We start from the raw sequence: 20,111 nt of genomic DNA, 5'->3' as shown, positions 1-20,111 counted from the left end.
GCGCTAGGCAGTTCGCGCGGCCTTTTCAGCGGTGGCCATGGGCGGTGTGCTCACCTCAAGTTCTGGCGGCGACATGTCTTGCAGCAGATCGGAGAGCGGATCAGCCCATGCGCCGTCGCGCGGGAAGAATTGCACGACCGTATGGCGGCTGCGCGTCGGCATCATACGCACCAGCAATTGTGTTCCGTCCAACGTTTCAATCTCTTCAACCCAGGGTGCGCGCTCGATGTCATGGGCAACGAATTGACGGATCTCGCCCCAGATCCCGCTTGGCTGGCACCGCGCTGCCCAGAGAGCGGTGGATCGGGTCAGATTTGGCAAGCTTGTGAGATCCTGACTGTCGCCTGCGTCACCCCAAATCTGCCGATAAACCTGATTGGCGCCGACCATGCCGCCGTCGGCGCCGAAAATCGCGATCGCGGCGGGTGCGGCGTCGAGCACTGCCTGCAACAGATCCAAATCCGCCCGGAATTGACGGGTGAGTGAGACCTCGGCGCTGATGTCCTCGAACATAAAGGCGATAGCGCCATCCGGGTGGGGCCGACCGATCACGCGGAACGCTTTGTTGTCTGGCAGTTCCCAGATCTCATGATAGGTGCCATCGGCGGCACCTTCCTCAAGTCGGGCAATCTCTTCGCGCCAGGACCGGTAATCGCGTGGCTCTGGCATGCGCTGACGGTCGCGCAAGCGATCCAGAACCGTACGCAAGTCAGGCCGAGAGATCAGGAAATCCGCTCCGATTGTCGTCAGAGCCACAAAAGACGGGTTGAACGTCACCAGATGACGTCGTTTGTCGAACACCGCCAAGCCGATGGGCAGCGATGCGAAGGTCTTCGTGAGCGTCTGCATGAATTCGCGCAGACTTGTCTCGGACCGGACAAGGCGATCAACCGGATGCGCGGTGAAAAACTCCGAGCCATCGGGCATCGGATCGCGCACAAGCTCGTACCAGTGGGCTTCTTCGCTGTCCGGCACCTCCAGCACACAGCGCCGCAGGGTGCCGTCGTTTGGAACCGGCTCCAAATGGGCTGCAAACAGGCGCGGCAAGGGCCAACTTGGTGCGTCGTCATCACGGATGCGGTCGGCGAGTTCCATATAAGCGGCATTGGCCCAGGTAACGTTGTTCTGCGCGTCCTGGCGCCACATCGGCGCAATTCCGGCATCCAAGACCGTCCGAAGCTCCTCCAACTCGGTCTGCAACGCGGTGAGCGTCACCGTTTCAACGACTTGGCGTCCATCTCTTGTATCACTGGGGCCGATGGACAACGCCAGTACCCCTCCGTCCTCGAGCCGCCCAGATACGGTAATCGGATCATCACCGATACGACCGCCGACCATAAAAACCTCGCCGCGAGCGGTTAAGCCGTCAAGATGGGCTGCGAAGTCGGGGCTGATATCCGACAATCCAGCCACCAGTCGCTTATAGGCGATCGAGCGATCGGTATCCGGGTCCAGGAACGCGTCGTCGCGTTCGATATCGGACAAGAGATATCCGTCTCGAAACCGGTAGTGCCGCAATAGACCACTGGCAGTATCGGTCCCTGCGCGATCCTTGCGCGGCGAACTTCCTCTAGGAGCCTTCGCCAACCGCGACGTCAGCAAAGCCGCCATCACACCGACGGCAACGACAACACTCAGAAACAAAACGCTTTCCATCAGGTCCAACGCGCTCACCCATGATCATCACACGCTGAACGACATTGAAGAAAAACGGTTAACGGGCCGTTAATTGCTTCTGCAACGGCGGGTCAGTCGACAATCAATTGATTGGGACCAAGGGGTTGGGTCGGCGCCTCAGGCGTCTCTGTCAATGTATTGTTAGGCCAAACGACTTGCACCTGAGCGCCTGCCAAGCCTTGATTATCCTCGGCCATAAGGAACGGATCGGAGGCGTTCAGAAATGTTACCTCGGCCCCCGAGCGTTCGAGCAAGGTTTTGGCGATGAACAGGCCTAACCCCATACCTTCATAGCCCAGGCGCCGGTCACGTTCGGTGCGGTTGCGGCGGCGTAAGAACGGGTCACCCAGACGCCCTAGCATGTCGGGTGGAAATCCGGCGCCATCGTCGGTGATCCGCAGGCGGATTGTGCCATTGCCCCATTCACCCTCAATCCATACCTGATCCTGTGCGAAATCCACCGCGTTTTGAATGAGATTGCGCAAGCCATGGACAATTTCGGGTTTGCGAGGGATTTCAGGCTGTTGGGCAGGGTCTAGGTCATCGATTTCCATGTGCGGATGAAAATCGAAATGCAACTCGATCCCGCGGTCAGAATGAGGTTCGGCCGCCTCTCTAATCACTGCGCCCAACGGTGCGCGCCGCAAGTGTAGATCGTCTTTTCCTGCGCGCCCCATCGATCTCATGATATCGCGGCACCGATCCGCTTGGTCTCGAATCAGGGCGGCATCCTCGGCAAGGTCCGGGCGGTCTTGCAACTCGTCCAACAGCTCGGTTGAGACAAGTTTGATTGTGGCCAGCGGCGTGCCCAATTCATGCGCTGCGGCGGCCACAACACCCCCCAAATCGGTTAATTTCTGTTCCCGCGCCAAGGCCATCTGCGTGGCGAGCAGCGCCTGGCTCATGCGATGCGATTCTGAGGCGATGCGGCGGGCATAGCCGGACAAGAACAGCACCCCGATCACCAGTGATGACCAAAAGCCAAGGATGAAGAGCCCGGGCAGCGCCAGGATCTCTCCGGACAAGGTCACCAAAGGCAAATGCCAAAAGGCGAGGCAAGAAATCAGCCCAATCGCCAAAAGGCCCAAGATCAGGGTCGACCGCATTGTTAGGGCCGTGGCCGAGATGGTGACGGGCGCCAGGATCAAAACGGCAAACGGGTTGTTCAGCCCTCCCGTCAGGAACAGCAGAAATGACAATTGCGACAGATCGAACAACAAGGTCAGCATCGCATCGCGATCGCTGAGCCGCTGATTTTCGGGAAAGATCGCCATGGCGATCAGGTTCGAGACAACGCTTGCGCCAATGGCCAGGAAGCACAGCCCAATTTCGACCCGCAGCCCCAGATAGAACGCCGCAATCACAACGGCGATAGTCTGCCCACCGATGGCGAGCCACCGCAAAACTAGCAATGTCCGCAGCCGCACCCAATCCACACGGCTGTCCTGGCGGACAAGCGTCAGCGCCGGATCGGGGCTGTTGTCGATGGCGGCCATGGGGCGGGTCATCCTGTCACAGACACGGGGTCGTGAATTGATAGGTAAGGTTTCTTAAGTATGCAACGCGAGCGACACATACCGCACGGGGAGTTTTGCGATGACACGGACATATGCTCTGGCTTCAGTGGCCTTGCTGGGCGTACTGCTGGCCGGAACGGCGACTGCCGTATGGCTGACACGGGCGAATGCGGATGATGCCTTTGCGCAGTGCCGCGAAGGTGTTGTTGCAGGTGATGCCGCGGTGGGCGGGCCGTTTACCTTGGTGTCAGAGACCGGGCAAGAGATGACCGATGCTGAGGTGATCACGCAGCCAACGCTGGTCTATTTCGGCTATACGTTCTGCCCCGATGTCTGCCCACTAGATACTGTGCGCAACGCCGAAGCGGTGGATATTCTGGATGAAGATGGTGTCGAAGTGCAGCCCGTCTTCATTACCGTCGACCCCAATCGCGACACGCCTGAAGTCTTGACTGCCTTTACCGATAACATCCACGAGCGGATGCTGGGCCTCGGCGGTACGCAGGAACAGACCCATGCCGCAGCCAGCGCCTATCGGGTCTATTACCAATCCCATGATGACGGATCGGATCCCTATTACTTGGTCGACCACACGGCCTTTACCTATCTGGTCATGCCTGAAATCGGATTTGTGGAATTCTTTCCCCGGGAAGTTACGCCGCAGGATATGGCGGAGCGCACCGCCTGTTTTATCGACGCGGCCAGCTGATCCTTACAGTGCCGAAAACGCAGAGCTAGCGACGCTTGATTAGCACCGCTAGGCCTGTCTCGCCGCGTTTTCAGAAGTCGCTTTCGGGAACTCAATCTCGAAAGTCGCATCGTTAGAATATTGGGGGCATCGTATCTCATCCGGCTTTCGGTGAAAAAAAGGGCGCCGCTGGGGCGCCCTGTCGAGTGAGATCCGACCCCAGGGAGGCGGGGTCGGACGGAGTAATTTGGATCAGCCCTTGGTGAAGTCCGGATAGGCTTCCATCCCAAGTTCTGCCACGTCGAGGCCGTTGATCTCAGCTTCCTCATCGACGCGGATACCCATGACCATCTTGAGGATGAACCACACGATCAGGGAGGTCACGAAGACGAAGATCCCGATGGCTGCAATCCCCAGCAACTGAGCCCCCAGCGAAGCGTCGCCATTGTAGAACACCACCGCGATGGTGCCCCAGACACCGGCGATCAAGTGCACCGGGATGGCGCCGACGACGTCGTCGATTTTCAGTTTGTCGAGCAGCGGCACTGTGAAGACCACGATCACGCCGCCTACTGCACCAATCCAGAGCGCCCCGAAGAGCGACGGTGCCAGCGGTTCGGCGGTAATCGACACAAGGCCAGCCAGCGCGCCGTTCAACACCATGGTCAGGTCCGACTTGCCGTACATGATCTGCGTGAGGATCAAGCAGGTCACGGCACCGGCCGCGGCGGCCATGTTGGTATTGGCGAAGATACGGCTGACGTCCGTGACGTCGTTGATGGTACCCATCGCAAGCTGAGAGCCGCCATTGAAGCCGAACCAACCTAGCCACAGGATGAATGTCCCCAATGTGGCAAGCGGCATGTTCGAGCCCGGCATCGGGTTCACACGGCCGTCTTTGTACTTGCCAAGGCGCGGGCCCAGGACAATGGCACCGGCCAGAGCAGCAAAACCACCGGCAGCATGCACTAGGGTCGAGCCTGCGAAATCGCTGAACCCTGCCGCGGACAACCAGCCGCCGCCCCACTGCCAGGATGCTTCGATCGGGTAGATGAAGCCAGTCAGCACGACCACAAAGATCAGGAAGGGCCACAGCTTGATGCGTTCGGCCAAGGTGCCGGAGACGATCGATGCGGTGGTGGCGCAGAACATCAGCTGAAAGAAGAAATCCGACCCGTCGGAGGCGTAGGACAGATCTACATCGGTCGCCCCGACAGGCTGCAACACGGCCTGACCGAACGCGCCGAGATAACCGATCACATTGACGATAGCATTGCCGTCGTCGTCAGTCCCTTCTGCGAGCGTGTAGATGGTCCAATTGATCATGTCGGGATCGACAGCATCTGCCGCAAACGACATCTCGCCCAACGGATACATCACATTGTAGCCGACCAGCCAATACATGATCGCTGCAATGGAGAAGAGCGCGATGTTCTTCGTCAGCTGCATGGTCACGTTCTTCGACCGCACCAGGCCCGCTTCGAGCATCGCAAAACCCGCAGCCATCCAGAAGACGAGGAAGCCGCCGATCAGGAACAGAAGGGTGGTGAAGATATATCCCACATCGTCCAGGGACGACGGTGGGTCATTGGCCCATGCGGCGGCTGGGAAAACGGCAAGTGCCGTGGCCAGCGGAAGCAAATACTTTTTATTCATTGGTCTCATATCCCTCGAAAAACTCGGGCGCCTTTACAGCGCGTCGTCGTTTGTTTCGCCCGTGCGCACGCGCACAGCGCTTTCCACATCCAGTACGAAAATCTTGCCGTCGCCGATCTTGTCGGTCTTGGCGGTTGTTTGGATGGTCTCGACGACTTGGTCCGCCATCGCAGCGGTCACCACGATCTCAAGCTTGACCTTTGGCACGAAATTCACGGCATATTCGGCCCCACGATAGATTTCGGTGTGGCCGGATTGCGAGCCGAAGCCCTTGATCTCGGTCACCATCATGCCGCGCACGCCGATGGAGGTGAGCGCCTCGCGCACCTCCTCGAGCTTGAACGGCTTGATCGTAGCAATGATGAGTTTCACGTCTTGTCACCCCGTCTGATGTAAATCCCCACCGGCCCCCTCTGGGCGGGTTGTGGGCGTTAAGACAGGCTGCAACGGTCGTGAGAGCAACGTGAGCGTCCCGGATTTGACGCCCGCACAGAGAGCATTTGCAAATTTTTTGCGCAAATATGCGCCATCGCTTATTTTTTAAGCAAAGAGAGAACCCGCCATCATCGACTGGGCTCTTCGCATTCGACTCAAGTTTGCCTATCTTCGTCGCAACGAGGATGGCCGAGCATGTGCAACAATGGCCCCCGATGCGAGGCATGATTGAGATGAGTTCTTCCGGAAAAGGCAGACGTCGGCTTGTTGCCGATCGGCGGTCGGCAACATCGACCCGCAAGCCAGCGAAACGCGCGTCGAGCAGCGGCGGAGGCGGCCGTAAGCGCGCCACGACCCGTAAGCGGAAAACAACAAAGCGGCGCGGCGGGATCCTGGGCTTTCTCAGTTCAATTGTGCGCTTTTTCGTACGGATCATCTGGGCGGTGACCTGGCGTACCACAGCCGTTGTGCTTTTGATGTTCGGCCTCGCGACTGGTTACTATTATGCGCAACTGCCTGATGTGGATGCGGTCGTGGATGGTCGAGCCCAAGGCTCGGTCACGATGTTGGACCGATATGGCGAGCCCTTCGCTTGGCGGGGCGAGCAATTTGGCGGGGCAATTGATATCCCCACAACATCCGAACATCTGGTCAATGCCGTCGTTGCCACCGAGGATCGCCGGTTTTGGCGGCATCTGGGTGTGTCGCCGCGTGGGATTGCGTCAGCCATTCGGATTAACCTGCGCGAAGGACGTGGTCCGTTGCAGGGCCATGGCGGCTCAACGATCACACAGCAGGTTGCGAAATTATTATGTCTCGGCGTGGGATACGATGCCGAAACGTGGGAGAGCGAGGCCGCCTACGAGGCAGATTGCCGTCGCACAACGATCTGGCGGAAAATTCAGGAAATGCCCTTCAGCTTCGCTATGGAGCTGCGCTATTCCAAAGAAGAGATCCTGTCGATCTACCTGAACCGGGCGTATCTCGGCGCGGGCGCCCGGGGTTTTGAGGCCGCAGCGCAGCGCTATTTCAATGTATCCGCCGCAGAGTTGAACCCCCAGCAATCCGCGATGCTGGCCGGGTTGTTGGTGGCGCCAAGCTACTACGCACCGACCCGCAATCTGGAACGTGCGCAGGAGCGCGGCAATGTGGTTCTGAACCTGATGGAAGGGCAGGGCTATCTCAGCGCATCGGCAGCCGAGGCTGCCCGCGCGGCACCCGCGACACTCTCCAACCGTGCGCGACAAGATACCGGCGGTTACTTCGCCGATTGGATCATGCAAGAAGGCCCCAGTTTTCTGACCGGCGATACGACGGAAGACGTGATCATCCGCACCACGTTTGATCCGGAAATACAGGCCGCTGCCGAAGAGGCATTGGAGGCCGTGTTCCGCGATCAGGTGCGCGAAGGATCTGAGGCGGAGGCTGCGATTGTGGTCATGAGCGCCGATGGGGCCGTGCGCGCCATGGTTGGCGGGCGGGACCTTGCGGGCGGCGGTATTTTCAACCGCGCAACTCAGGCTCTGCGCCAGACGGGTTCGTCCTTCAAACCGTTTGTTTATGCAACAGCTTTGGAGTTGGGCTGGCGGTTCGACGATATGTTGGTGGATCAGCCAGTCACATTCCAGGTGGCCGGGTCGGGCGAGTACACCCCCAACAACTTCGACCATCAATTTCTTGGTCCTCTTACGATGACGCAGGCCCTGGCCCTTTCACGCAACACCAGCGCCGTATGGCTATCTGAAGAGGTTGGACGCGATCTGGTGCGTGACGTGGCGAGCCAGTTCGGCATTGCCAGCGACCTTGCTGCTGGGCCCGCTTTGGCCTTGGGCGCATCGGAATCCACATTGATCGAGATGACAGGCGCCTATTCGGGCATCCTGAACGGTGGGTCTGCGGTGCTGCCTTACGGGCTGACCGAATTGCGTCTGCAGGGAGAAAGCGAGCCGGTGTTTCAACAGACCACCGGTATCCGTGAACGCGTAATATCGGAATTTGCAGCGCGGCAACTGACCTACATGATGAATGTTGCGGTGAACGAAGGCACCGGGCGGCGGGCTGCATTGCCGGACCGACCTGTCGCTGGCAAGACGGGCACCACCAACAGCACGCGCGATGCCTGGTTTGTCGGTTTCACAGCAGACTACGTTGCCGGTGTTTGGATGGGATATGATGACAATCGCCCCCTGAGCGGTGTGACGGGCAGCGGTTTGCCCGCCGAGATTTGGCGCCAGGCGATGGAGCGGGTCCATGCAGATCTGCCACCGCGGCCTCTGCCGATGATCGATCCTGCGGTCGAGGCGCGGCCCAGTCCCGGCGGTCTATTGACCGGGCAAGGTCAGGGCGCGCCAGTCCGGGTGCCGATTGGCAGCCGCAATGCCGGCGGAAATCTGGGCGATGCGGTGAATTCCGTGCTCGATCGCATTTTTGGGCCGCGAAACTAGATATGGGCGGGCGCGGGGCGCTAATACCCCAACGCGATCCCGTCTTTGCGCGGGTCGCTGCCGCCTTCCAGCACTCCATCGGCCCGGATACGGATCGCCTGTGCCCCGCCAATCGGCAGGTCGGTCTGGATGACGGTGTGCCCGAGCGCGGCGAGTTCATCCCGCACCGACGGCGCGTAGCTGTCTTCCACGCGCAATCCACCCAGATCGGCATCCGCGAAACAGCGCGGTGCATCGATCGCAGCCTGGGGGCCCATACCGAAATCCACCACATTGGACAGAAACCGAACATGGCCGGTGGCCTGGTATTGACCGCCCATGACGCCGAAGGGCATCAGGCTGCCATCGGCCTCGCGCAGAAGGGCGGGAATGATCGTGTGCATCGGGCGTTTGCCCGGCCCAGCCTCGTTTGGGTGGCCCTCAGTTAAGGTGAAGCCCGCACCGCGGTCATGGAACAGGATGCCAAACTTGTCGCTCGCCAGCCCGGCGCCGAAGCTGGAAAAGATCGAATAGATCATCGAAACCGCCATGCGGTTGCTGTCCACCACGGTCAGATAAACGGTCTCGCGATGAGTGGCTTCGGTCAGCGGGGCCGGATCGGCCATGGCTCGGGTGGGATCGATCAGATCAGTGAGCCGCGCCGCGGTACCACGGCTGAGCATATGGTCGAGCCGCGCCGTCGCATCGGGGTCTGCCAGGAAGCGGTTGCGCGCGTCATAGGCAAGCTTTGTAGCCTCAGCCTCTAGATGGGCCCGCTCGGCGCCGTTTGGGTCCATGCTGGCGATATCGTAACGTTCCAGCATATGGGCCAGCAGCATGGCGGTGGCACCTTGGCCGTTGGGGGGCAATTCGATCAGCTCGGCGCCGCGATAGGTGGTTGAGATCGGGGTGACGTAGGTGGCTGCGGTTGCGGCGAAATCATCCAGAGTGTGGGTGCCGCCAAGTGCTCGGAGGCTGGAGACCATATCCTCGGCCACCTCGCTTTCGTAAAATCCGGCGCGGCCGTGGGTCGCAATGCGGCGCAATACCTCGGCTTGGGCGGGCGCGGCGAAGCGTGACGCGCTGGAGAACGGGGCACCATCGGCGCTGAACAGATCACGCGCCTTGCCCTGGAGGCGCGCGACGGCTTCTTCCCAATCCGCTGCGACACGCGGTGCGACAGGCACACCAGCCTCGGCATAATGGATGGCCGGGGCCACGATCTGATCAAGCGGCAAGTTGCCCATGTCGCCGTGCAAGCGGCAGAACCCGTCCACCGCGCCCGGGATAGTGATTGCAGAAACATCTCCGGCCGGGACCTTCTCCATGCCCCTGGCGCGCAGATCGGCTGCGTCGAGCCCGGCGGGTGCGCGGCCAGAGGCGTTCACTCCCGTCAGGCTACCATCGGGTTTGGAAATCAACGCAAACATATCGCCGCCGATCCCAGTCATCTGCGGCTCGCATATACCCAGAAGAAGCGCGGCAGCGATGGCGGCATCCACAGCGTTGCCGCCTTGCTGTAGGATGGCGATAGCGGTTTGCGCGGCGAGCGGATGCGACGTCGCGCACATCCCCTGATCAGCGAAGACGGTCGACCGCCCCGGTCTGTGAAAATCGCGCATCGTGCCCTCCATCCATTTCTTCTGCGAACCCTAGAGAGGTGATCGTCGGGGACAAGGGAGATTTTAAGGGAGTTGTGGCTGCAGAGGGCCTCGACGTCACGCACTGGGTGGGGGCTTTGACACGCGACGCCGAGGGAAGCCTCTGCAGCTACACGTCATGATATGCTCAGGTAACGGGGCATGCGTTGGGTCGAATTGGGGCAATGATGGGGCGTATGGTCGAAATTCGCGGCAATCGCTGGATGGCCTGACTGATATGCGATCAAGGATGTGTGATTTGAAACCGTAGGCGGTTCATTCCGCCCTCACGCTGATAGGCGATGCTAGCCACCATTGTCAGGACCATGGCCCAGCCGAACCCACCCTCGGGGAGGCTGTCACGATTGTTTTTGTCGATCTCGGGGAATGCGCCGGACGGCAATTCATCATTGGGCATTGCGATCCCGCAATCGCGCACTTCGCAATGCAAGCCTTCAGGCTCAAGCCAGATCGTCATTTCAATCGGGCCGCCTTCCACTTCGCCATAGGCGTGTTCGACGACATTATTGAGCACCTCTGCCAAGACGATCTGAACCGTCTCGGTCATATCCTGTTCTATGCCACGCGAACTGAGCGCATCGTGCGTCTCAATCAAAGCCTCGCGAACCGCCGACGTGCTGGCACCGAAATGACAGTGAAAGGCGGAATCCGGCCCGATCATGTGTGAATGCGCATGGCCCGCCACAGCTACTACTCCGCTGCGGTTGGTCCAGCTGCGGCCAGGGCGCCCTCCAGCGTTGGGAAGATGGCGAACACGGCATTCATGCGCGTCAACGTCATCACTTTCTGAACCGGCGGTTGCAGCCCGGCCAGCGCCATCACGCGCCCTGCCTCAAGTCCCTTGTAGACGGCGACCACGGCGCCCAGCCCGCTCGAATCGATGAATTCCACGTTGCTGAGATCCAAGATTACGTCACCGCAATCTTCTGTCATTGTGCGGAACTGATCCTTGAATTGAATCGCGATGCTTGCATCCAGGCGCGCGGTATCGACCCGAACAACGCCGCAATGCTCATGATCCGTGAAAGAAAGACTCATGTCATGTCCTTACGCAAAACTGTCTGATAGGACCTTAGGGAGCAAATCCTTACGATTTGGTTGTTAACGGGACTGCAATTGGGGGAGGCCATGGCAGATATCGTGATTGCAGGGGCGTCGCGCACACCGATGGGCGGGTTTCAGGGCGCTTTGACAGGGCTTAGCGCGGCCGAACTCGGCGGTACAGCGATCCGGGCAGCTTTGGACGACGCACGAGCGCATCAGGTGGACGAATTGCTGATGGGCTGCGTGTTGCCCGCGGGGCAGGGCCAAGCTCCGGCGCGCCAGGCAGGCTTCCACGCCGGTCTCGGCGAAGAGGTGCCCGCGACCACGCTCAACAAGATGTGCGGCTCCGGGATGAAAGCCGCGATGATGTCCCATGATGCGCTAGCGCTTGGCCAAGCCGATGTGATCGTCGCCGGCGGCATGGAATCGATGACCAATGCCCCTTACCTCCTGCCTGCGATGCGCGGCGGTGCACGGATCGGTCATCAGGGGGCTATCGATCACATGTTCCTTGACGGCCTTGAAGACGCCTATGACAAAGGTCGCTTGATGGGCACCTTCGCCGAAGATTGTGCCGAGGCATTCCAATTCACCCGCGCAGATCAAGACGCTTACGCACTGAGATCGCTCGACAATGCGCTCAGCGCCATCACGTCCGGTGCCTTTGCGTCCGAGGTGACACCGGTGACGATCCGCGGCCGCAAAGGCGACGTGCAGGTTGCCGAAGATGAACAGCCGGGCAATGCCCGCCCCGAGAAGATCCCGCAACTCAAGCCCGCCTTCCGTGAGGGGGGAACGGTTACAGCAGCCAATTCTTCCTCCATCTCCGATGGCGCCGCGGCGCTGGTGCTGGCACGCTCTGACGCGGTCGAGGCCAAGGGCCTGGCGGTCCGAGCGCGCATTCTTGGCCATGCCTCTCACGCTCACGCGCCCGCTTTGTTCCCAACTGCGCCCGTTCCAGCAGCGCGTAAGCTGCTCGATCGCCTCGATTGGACCGCAGAGGACGTCGATCTGTGGGAGGTAAATGAAGCCTTCGCGGTGGTGCCGATGGCCTTCATGCGCGAGATGAACATTCCACGCGAGAAGATGAACGTGAATGGTGGCGCCTGCGCTTTGGGCCACCCCATCGGTGCATCCGGCGCGCGGATCATGGTGACGCTGCTTCATGCGCTCGAGGCGCGGGGCCTGAAACGCGGTGTCGCCGCGATCTGCATTGGAGGCGGCGAAGGCACCGCGATTGCGATCGAACGCGCCTAGCCCGCGCCCCTTTCATCTTGGCAAGAAAACTCCGGGGGGCGGCAAAGCCGCGGGGCAGCGCCCCTCTTTCCTAAGCAAAGCAGGTAGACATGGCCGATTACACGCTTCTGTCCAAAACCATTGCCGCTCTGACAGAGGGAGAAACAGATGAGGTCGCCTTGATGGCGACTGTCGCTTGCGAACTGCACCATGCCGATGACAGGTTCGATTGGACGGGGTTTTATCGCGTTACGGAGCCACGTCTTCTAAAGATCGGTCCCTATCAGGGCGGTCATGGCTGTCTAGTGATCCCCTTCGACCGGGGGGTCTGCGGTGCGGCGGCTCGAACGGGGCAAGTACAGTTGGTGCCCGATGTCGATGCGTTTCCTGGCCATATTGCCTGTGCGTCATCCACCCGATCCGAGATTGTCCTGCCGGTCTGGGACAAACAGGGCGCGTTGATTGCTGTTTTGGATATCGACAGCGATAAACCCGCCGCGTTCACCGACGAAGATGCGTCCGCGTTGCAACAAATCCTGAGCGAAACCTTCAGCCGCTAGTCACCGTCGCCTGATACGATCGTCAATTCCGGCGCGGTCAGCGTGCGGGGGACGGTTTCGACACGCTGTGCGTCTTTCAGGTCGGGTGCCGCGTCTTGAACCACTTGCATTGCCTCCAGCTTGCGCGCAGATGGTAAAACCCGCGCCTCAAGCGATCCCATCGCCTTGTTGTAGCTTTCAACGGATCGGTTTAGCGCCGTGCCCACCTTCTGCAGGTTACCGGCAAATGTGGCGAGGCGGCCATATAGATCCTTCGCTTCGCGGTGGATTGTGATGGCGTTCTCGGCGATGGCCTCTTGCTGCCAGCCAAATGCAATTGTGCGGAACAAGGCCACCAATGTGGAGGGTGTCGCGATGACCACCCGCGCCTCCATCGCGCGCTCAATCAAACCGGGATCCGCTTCGACGGCCGCGGACAAAAACACATCGCCGGGAATGAACATCACAACGAAATCCGGCGTGTTCTGCAACAGGTCGAAATAGCGCTTTGAGGATAGCGCTTTCACATGGTCTGCCACCTGCCGCGCATGGCGACGGATGGCCAAATCGCGCGCTTCCGGCGTCTCTGCCTCAAGCGCATCCAGATATCCATCGAGCGAGGTTTTGGCGTCGATTACCAAAGACCGCCCGCCGGGCATCCGCACGATCGCATCAGGGCGCTGTAAGCCGCTTTCGGTCTGGTGGCTGACCTCGGTTTCAAAATCCACATGCTCGGTCATGCCCGCCAATTCGCAAACTTGGCGCAATTGCATCTCACCCCATTTCCCTCGGGTCTTCGGCGCGCGCAAAGCCTGGACCAGTTTCCGTGTCTCACCGGTCAGATCGCGCTGGCCAAGCTTCAGCTCCTCCACCTGCGTCTTGATCGCGCTGTAGGCATCGGTGCGGGTCTTTTCCATCTCGCGCAGGACCGTATCGAACGCGCCAAGCCGCTCATTCAGCGGTTTGACCATGCCGTCTATGGCCTTTTGTCGCGCATCAAGCTCGGCCTTTGCGGTTTCGGAATGGGTGGCAAAGCGTTCGGTCACGCGGTCCAGAAAAGCCTTGGAATTTCCCTCCAACACTTCGCCTGCAAGATTCTTGAATTGCGATTTCAGTGCCTCGTTCAGGCCCTGCAATTCCTGCAGCCGCGCTGCATGTGTCGCCTCAACCGTTTCCAACTTTGCCTCGGCCGCGTTAAGCGCGCCGAGCAGGCCGTCGCGTTCCTCCCGCGCATCGGTCAATTGCTGTTCTAACTCAGGCAGGCGCTCGGCGCGGGCTTCGGTCGCGGCGTGCTGCCGGCGCAGATCCTCCATCGCCGCCAAATCGCGTGCGGCCCGGCGCAGGCGTGCGCCGCGGAGGATCCAGGCGATGAACAACAGCAAGGCGACCAGCATCAAGACCAGCAGATAGGCGGGCAGGGGATCGATTTCGGGCCCGAATGGGCTGGTCTCACGCAGGCGGGTGGCCAGGCGATCCAGGAATGCGAAAAGCGGGGCGTTTTCCATCGCTCAACTCCGCCCGAACAGACGTTCGATATCGCTGAGCTTCAACTCCACATAGGTGGGCCGGCCGTGATTGCATTGTCCGCTCAGAGGCGTAGCCTCCATTTCGCGCAGCAATGCATTCATCTCATCTGCGCCCATCCGGCGGCCAGACCGGATTGAACCATGGCAGGCGACGCGGCTTAGAACCGCCTCGACGCGGGCTTGCAGCGTTTGGCTATCCCCCAGATCCGACAATTCATCCAGGATGTCGCGCAGCAGAGCCTCGGCGTTGATTTCTCCCAAAATGGCGGGGGTTTCGCGCACCGCGATGGTGCCGGGGCCAAAGGCTTCGATCAGCAGGCCAAACCGCTCCAACTCCGTGGCATGATCGATCAGCCGATCCGCGTCGGGGCCGAGAGTGACGATTTCGGGGATCAGCAAAGCTTGCCGCGCCACACCGCGCTCCGCTATCTGCGCTTTCAGCCGTTCATAGACCAGCCGCTCATGGGCGGCATGTTGATCGACAATGACAAGGCCATTCGGCGTCTGGGCGATGATGTAATTCTCATGCACCTGTGCGCGGGCCGCACCCAAAGGACCGTCGGGATCGGTCTGAACGGGGTTCGGCGCCTCGACGCGTGCGGTCGGGGCCGACCAATCGGGTGCGACTTCTGCAAAGCCGGTCGCCCGCGGCAAAGGCCGTTCAGCGGGCCGATCCATCTGGTAGATGCGGGGCGTATGGTTTACCGGCTCAGCGCTAAATGCACCGAGCGTCGCATGGGCCACAGTCGAGGATGCGCGATGACCCGCCTCGGCCAGGGCATGGCGCAATCCGGTGATGATCATGCTGCGCGCGACCCCGGGTTCACGGAACCGCACCTCGGATTTGGCGGGATGGACGTTGACATCGACCCGTTCAGGCGGACAATCGATGAATAGAACCGCAGCAGGGTGCCGATCCCGGCTGAGGACATCCATATAGGCCGCACGCAGGGCGCCGATCAGCAGTTTGTCACGGACCGGGCGGCCATTCACGAACAGAAACTGCGCCACCGCAGAGCCGCGAGAATAGGTCGGCAAAGCGGCATAGCCGGTTAGGCGCAGGCCTTCGCGCTCTGCATCAATGGGCAGGGCGTTTTCGGTAAAGTCCCGGCCCAGGATGGTCGTCAGCCGCCCGCGCAACGCGTCGAATAGATCGCCGCTTTCAGGATCGGCGCGAAAGGTCACCCGCTCGCCGTCGGACACGTCTTTTAGGGTGAATCCGATGGCGGGCTCAGCCATGGCCAGGCGTTTTACGACATCGGTGATGGCCTGCATCTCGGCACGATCGGAGCGGAGGAATTTCAGTCGCGCGGGCGTGGCAAAGAACAGATCGCGCAATTCAACAACTGTGCCGCGGTTTAGGGCGGCGGGCCTAACGGGATCATGAGTGCTACCGGCCACGCGGATCTGGTGAGCGACGTCGCCGTCCGCGCGCGAAGTGATCGATAGACGCCCAACCGCCCCAAGGCTCGGCAGCGCCTCGCCGCGAAATCCAAACGAGCGGATATTCAGCAAATCGCTGCCATCGATCTTGGAGGTGGCATGGCGCGACAGGGCGAGCGGCAGATCCTCAGGCCCCATCCCCACACCATCGTCATGCACTCGGATCAGCGTTTTGCCACCATGGGCGATTTCGATGACGATGCGCCGCGCCTCCGCATCGATGGCGTTCTCCACCAGCTCTTTGACGGCAGAGGCGGGACGTTCGACAACCTCCCCCGCGGCGATGCGATTGATCGCAGCTTCATCAAGCTGCCGGATCACCGGGCGTACAGGATCTGGGACGTCAATGCTTATATTGGGGGTCGGGGTGGCCATACAACAACTTGTAGCATGGCCATGCCCGGTATTGGAACCGATTCGGAAAAGCGTCTAGTTCGACGCCTCCAACCCTTCGGGCTGACCCACGACGACAAAATGCAGGCCATCGGGATCAACCAGGCGCGCCGCAACGCGCTGGATGTCTTCAACTGTCACCGCCATCACGTTGTCATTGCGGGTGTTGATGTAGTCGACGGGCATGTCGTCGGACTGCATCGCAGCCATGATCCCGGCGATCTCAGAATTGCCCTCGAAGCGTAGCGGGTAAGAGCCGGTCATGTAGCGCTGAGCGGCCTCCAACTCGGCCTGGGTGATGCCATTTTCGGCGATATCGGCCCATTGTGCTTGAACGACCTCAATTGCTTCGCCCACCAGGTCGTTGGACGAGGAAAACCCACCCATCATCATCGGTGAATTTGCGCCCAAAGACAGCCACGTGCTGATCCCATAGGTCAGACCGCGCTGTTCGCGCACCTCTTCCATCAGGCGTGAGCGATAGCCGCCAGCGCCCAGGACTTGGTTCATGACAAAGGCGGGGAAGAAATCCGGATCGTCGCGTGCGATCCCCGAATGGCCAAACAGCACAGAGGATTGCGGCGTGGGAAAATCCACGACCGACACGCCGCCGGGCAAGGTGGGTGTCACGTCACCGGGTAGCTCGATTTCGGCCAGCGGCAGATCGCCTAGCAGATTGTCCAGCAGCACCCCCAGATCCTCGGGTGTAATGTCGCCCGCCACGCCGATGGCGACGCGGTCTCGCACCAAGATGTTGCGATGGGCCGTGACCAGATCATCGCGGGTCAGCGCGGTGACGCTTTCGATCGTACCATCCAGCGACGATCCATAGGGGTGGTCCTGAAAGGCAAGCTCGTTGAACGTCAGACTGGCGATGTCGTTTGGGTCGTTTGCGTCCGCCTGCAGGCCTTGGATCACCTGCGTGCGCACACGTTCCACCGCAACCGGATCGAAGGATGGTTCAACCAGCGCGCCACGCAGCAAAGCCAGGGCGTCTTCCCTATTCTCGGTCAGCATTTGCGCCGACACGACCAGATTGTCGCGATAGGTCGAAAACGAAAATGATGCGGCCAAACCTTCGAGCGTTGCGGCGAATTGCTGGGAATCCAGATCTCCGGTGCCCTCTTCAAGCGTCGCGGCCATAAGATGCACGGCACCCCGGGCTCCCTCGACATCGGCTGAGCCACCGCCATCGAACCACAAATCAATCGCGACGAAGGGGATCGAATTATCTTGAACCAGCCAGGCTTCTAGTCCGCCGGGCGAGGTCACGCGCTGAATGTCGACATTGGCCGATGCCGGCAAGGCGAATGCGATCAACGCGAATGCTGGAGCGATGAAACGGGCAATCATTGGGACACCTCGGAGGTTGCGGTTTCCTCAGCTTCGGGGCGGGACAGATAGCCGATGGTTGTCGCCTCATTGGCGAACAGATCGCGGGCCGCCTCCATCACATCCTCAATCGTTGTGGCAGCGATCACATCAGGCCAGGCCTGGATATCGGCAACGGTCAACCCGCTGGTCAATGCCCCACCATATGCGTTGGCCAGCGCAGCCACATCGTCTTCGGCGTAGATCTCTGACGCGGCAAACTGGAACTGGATCCTCTCGAATTGCGCGGGTTCGATGCCGTCTTCGAGGAAGGTGTCGATTACCTCCATGATCTCGGTCTCGGCCTCTTCCAGCGAAACGCCGGGCACCGGCATGTTCAGCAATGTGAAGCTGGATGCATCAAGCGAGGTGCTGTTGTAGTAGGCGGCTGAGAACAAAGAACGTTCGCTTTCAATCTGCAATTCCCGTGACAGGACGGAGGTGAAATCCGACCCGCCCAGAACCGCGGCCAGAAGCGTCAGCGCGGCGGCCTCTTCCTGATCCCCGGCATCCCGCTCGGGCGCAAGGAAGTTGATCGACACATAGGGATTGGCGACGCGCGGATCTTCGTAATGCACGTAACGGGTTGCAGTATGGGGCGGTTCCTGCGGGCGGGTTCTGCTTTCCTCCGCCACGATATCGGGATGGGCTGGGATGGGGCCGTAATGCTCTTCAGCCAGCGCGCGCACCTCTTCGGGCGTCGCATCACCCGCCACGATCAGGATCGCGTTGTTGGGGTGATAATGCAGTTCATACCAGTCGCGCGCATGTTCCAGCGTCAGGCCCAGCATCTCATGACGCCAGCCGATGATCGGACGGCCATAGGGATGGTTGAGATACATAGCAGCGCGCAGTTGTTCATTGAACAGCGCGCCTGGTGACGTATCCGTGCGCTGCGCGCGCTCTTCCAAGATCACCTGGCGCTCGGTATCGACTTGACCGGGGTCCAGGATCAGGTCCCGCATCCGGTCGGCTTCCATCTGCATCATCAATCCCAGCCGGTCCGAGGCGACGCGCTGGTGATAGGCGGTGTAATCCCAAGAGGTGAACGCGTTGTCCGATCCACCATTTGCCTCAACGATCCGGCTGAATTCGCGTGTTTCCAGATCATCCGTCGCCTTGAACATCAGGTGTTCCAGGAAATGCGCGATCCCCGATTGACCCGGCAACTCATCCGCAGCTCCGGCGCGATACCACACCATATGCGTGACCGAGGGGCTGCGATGATCTTCGATCACGACCACATGCATGCCATTGTCGAGGGTGAATTCGGTCACATCATCGGCAGCTTGGGCGGCTGCAAATGGAATGACTGCGAGGCCAATGGCCAAGCGCAAGGGTCGGAACATGGATGTCCTCCGCGGGAAAAGCGATCAATCTACGTGCAGATATGTATCCCCAGACGGCATTGCATCAACCAACCTGACACAGACGTGACGCATTGCCTATTCCGGCGGTGGCGCCGTGGGAGTGCGCACGCCCGAGCGGCGCAGACGCTCAAGCTCGGCATAGCGGTCGAGAGCCTGGCGGCTATAGGCGCGGAAATAGACGCTGGTGCCGAATACACGTTCCAACAGGCGGCCATCGTTGCGTCGCCGGAAATCCTCGTCTTCCGCGGCCAGCGTGCTGCGGATATCCGGGGCGACCCCAAACCGGCTCGCATGATTGACCAGACCGGCTGATGCGCCCGAGGCGCGGTTGATATTGCCACCCAAAGCAGCGATCGCGTCGGCTTCCGGCGTCGGATCGGCGCGGTTCGTGCCGCCGGGCGTGGGGGTCGGCAATTGTCCACGATCAACCGCAAGCTCAAGCTCGCGGGTGGGGACAATGGCAAATTCATCCGGCCCGGATTCGGTGTTGCGCAGGTTCATCAATTGCGGGGTCCGCCCGTCACTGCATGCCGCAAGCGCCAATGTGACCAGTAGCCCGGATAGAATCGTCAAACGTTGCGCCATCGCACTCACTCCTTCGCGGAGCCGTTCCTAACCCATCTAAACCGGCCCGTCACGGGGCATCATCCGCTGTCCGGGCTTTATCGGCAAAGAACACCAATCCGATTGCGCCGCCGACAATGCCGATATCGGCGACATTGAACACGTAGGGGTTCACGATCCCACAGCAGGACATGTTCAGAAAATCGATGACGCCGCCATGAAACAAGCGGTCAAACGTGTTGCCCAATGCGCCGCCAATCACTGCGCCCGCCGACACAAGCGCGATCGGTCGTGTCAAGCCATGGCGCGCCCACCACAGCAGCCAAAGGATGATCAAGATCGCCACAACGATCAGAATCCATCGCATCACGTCCGGTCCGCCGGAAAACAATCCGAAATTGACGCCGGTGTTGAACCCAAGGCGGAACGTCAACAAGGGTGGCATCACGTCCAGCGCGCGTGTCTCAATCAGGTTCAACCCATACATCACCCCGTATTTGGAGGCTTGGTCTGCGATCAACCAAAACAGCGTGGACAAGGTGACAAGACGCATGGATCAGATCTCTTC

The 20,111-nt window shown here is 60.4% G+C and carries 17 protein-coding genes; 4 read left to right on the top strand and 13 right to left on the bottom strand.

Annotation, left to right across the window (positions count from 1 at the left end; all coding sequences use genetic code 11):
- Window positions 1-3 precede the first annotated feature (3 nt).
- Window positions 4-1,674 carry a PAS domain-containing protein gene (locus tag V8J82_RS06715; protein WP_339973438.1) on the bottom strand — a complete coding sequence of 557 codons (1,671 nt, stop codon included), beginning with the start codon at window positions 1,672-1,674 and terminating at the stop codon, window positions 4-6.
- Window positions 1,675-1,748: 74 nt separating this feature from the next.
- Window positions 1,749-3,173 (bottom strand): sensor histidine kinase RegB, encoded by a 1,425-nt coding sequence (gene regB / locus V8J82_RS06710; protein WP_339973436.1) that lies wholly within the window; start codon window positions 3,171-3,173, stop codon window positions 1,749-1,751.
- A gap of 100 nt (window positions 3,174-3,273) precedes the next feature.
- Between regB and V8J82_RS06705 the strand changes: the two genes are divergently transcribed.
- The gene (locus V8J82_RS06705; protein ID WP_339973433.1) at window positions 3,274-3,903 is read left to right on the top strand and encodes an SCO family protein; all 630 of its coding nucleotides are present in this window, start codon (window positions 3,274-3,276) and stop codon (window positions 3,901-3,903) included.
- Between the two features lie 231 nt (window positions 3,904-4,134).
- On the opposite strand, the gene V8J82_RS06700 is transcribed toward V8J82_RS06705, so the two are convergent.
- Window positions 4,135-5,538, bottom strand: a complete 1,404-nt coding sequence (locus tag V8J82_RS06700) for an ammonium transporter (protein ID WP_339973431.1) — start codon at window positions 5,536-5,538, stop codon at window positions 4,135-4,137.
- A 33-nt stretch (window positions 5,539-5,571) separates the two neighbouring features.
- A complete protein-coding gene (locus V8J82_RS06695) occupies window positions 5,572-5,910 on the bottom strand; it encodes a P-II family nitrogen regulator (protein ID WP_339973428.1) in 339 nt (112 codons plus the stop codon).
- A 296-nt stretch (window positions 5,911-6,206) separates the two neighbouring features.
- On the opposite strand from V8J82_RS06695, the gene V8J82_RS06690 reads away from it, so the two are divergent.
- A complete protein-coding gene (locus V8J82_RS06690) occupies window positions 6,207-8,417 on the top strand; it encodes a transglycosylase domain-containing protein (protein ID WP_339973425.1) in 2,211 nt (736 codons plus the stop codon).
- A 20-nt stretch (window positions 8,418-8,437) separates the two neighbouring features.
- Here the strand turns inward: V8J82_RS06690 and V8J82_RS06685 are convergent, their stop codons facing one another.
- The 3 genes from V8J82_RS06685 to V8J82_RS06675 all read right to left on the bottom strand — a co-directional run bounded on the left by V8J82_RS06685 (window position 8,438) and on the right by V8J82_RS06675 (window position 11,095).
- Window positions 8,438-10,018 (bottom strand): gamma-glutamyltransferase family protein, encoded by a 1,581-nt coding sequence (locus tag V8J82_RS06685; protein ID WP_339973422.1) that lies wholly within the window; start codon window positions 10,016-10,018, stop codon window positions 8,438-8,440.
- Window positions 10,019-10,280: 262 nt separating this feature from the next.
- Window positions 10,281-10,718 (bottom strand): ATP-binding protein, encoded by a 438-nt coding sequence (locus V8J82_RS06680; protein ID WP_339973420.1) that lies wholly within the window; start codon window positions 10,716-10,718, stop codon window positions 10,281-10,283.
- A 29-nt stretch (window positions 10,719-10,747) separates the two neighbouring features.
- Window positions 10,748-11,095 carry an STAS domain-containing protein gene (locus tag V8J82_RS06675; RefSeq protein WP_339973418.1) on the bottom strand — a complete coding sequence of 116 codons (348 nt, stop codon included), beginning with the start codon at window positions 11,093-11,095 and terminating at the stop codon, window positions 10,748-10,750.
- Between the two features lie 90 nt (window positions 11,096-11,185).
- Between V8J82_RS06675 and V8J82_RS06670 the strand changes: the two genes are divergently transcribed.
- Together V8J82_RS06670 and V8J82_RS06665 are read left to right on the top strand one after the other, a co-directional pair.
- A complete protein-coding gene (locus V8J82_RS06670; protein WP_339973416.1) occupies window positions 11,186-12,358 on the top strand; it encodes a thiolase family protein in 1,173 nt (390 codons plus the stop codon).
- An 89-nt stretch (window positions 12,359-12,447) separates the two neighbouring features.
- Window positions 12,448-12,897: a free L-methionine (R)-S-oxide reductase MsrC gene (locus tag V8J82_RS06665; RefSeq protein ID WP_339973414.1), complete on the top strand. Its 450-nt coding sequence runs from the start codon at window positions 12,448-12,450 to the stop codon at window positions 12,895-12,897.
- Here the strand turns inward: V8J82_RS06665 and V8J82_RS06660 are convergent.
- The 6 genes from V8J82_RS06660 to lspA form a co-directional block, all read right to left on the bottom strand.
- Window positions 12,894-14,381 (bottom strand): DNA recombination protein RmuC, encoded by a 1,488-nt coding sequence (locus V8J82_RS06660; protein ID WP_339973412.1) that lies wholly within the window; start codon window positions 14,379-14,381, stop codon window positions 12,894-12,896. The two genes, V8J82_RS06665 and V8J82_RS06660, sit on opposite strands and share 4 nt — an antisense overlap.
- 3 nt (window positions 14,382-14,384) lie before the next feature.
- The gene (gene mutL, locus V8J82_RS06655) at window positions 14,385-16,220 is read right to left on the bottom strand and encodes a DNA mismatch repair endonuclease MutL (RefSeq protein ID WP_339973410.1); all 1,836 of its coding nucleotides are present in this window, start codon (window positions 16,218-16,220) and stop codon (window positions 14,385-14,387) included.
- A gap of 54 nt (window positions 16,221-16,274) precedes the next feature.
- Window positions 16,275-17,591, bottom strand: coding sequence for a M16 family metallopeptidase (locus V8J82_RS06650; RefSeq protein WP_339973408.1), 1,317 nt, complete (start codon window positions 17,589-17,591; stop codon window positions 16,275-16,277).
- Window positions 17,588-18,958 carry a M16 family metallopeptidase gene (locus V8J82_RS06645; RefSeq protein WP_339973406.1) on the bottom strand — a complete coding sequence of 457 codons (1,371 nt, stop codon included), beginning with the start codon at window positions 18,956-18,958 and terminating at the stop codon, window positions 17,588-17,590. Before V8J82_RS06645 ends, V8J82_RS06650 begins: the two co-directional genes overlap by 4 nt.
- 96 nt (window positions 18,959-19,054) lie before the next feature.
- Window positions 19,055-19,564: a DUF3035 domain-containing protein gene (locus V8J82_RS06640; protein WP_339973404.1), complete on the bottom strand. Its 510-nt coding sequence runs from the start codon at window positions 19,562-19,564 to the stop codon at window positions 19,055-19,057.
- Between the two features lie 49 nt (window positions 19,565-19,613).
- Window positions 19,614-20,096 carry a signal peptidase II gene (gene lspA / locus V8J82_RS06635; RefSeq protein ID WP_339973402.1) on the bottom strand — a complete coding sequence of 161 codons (483 nt, stop codon included), beginning with the start codon at window positions 20,094-20,096 and terminating at the stop codon, window positions 19,614-19,616.
- Between the last annotated feature and the right edge of the window lie 15 nt (window positions 20,097-20,111).

Origin of the sequence: Gymnodinialimonas mytili (assembly GCF_037544085.1) — a bacterium.
Taxonomy (GTDB): domain Bacteria; phylum Pseudomonadota; class Alphaproteobacteria; order Rhodobacterales; family Rhodobacteraceae; genus Gymnodinialimonas; species Gymnodinialimonas mytili.
Note: the sequence above shows the minus strand (reverse complement) of the source record. Positions and strands in the feature narration are given on the sequence as shown.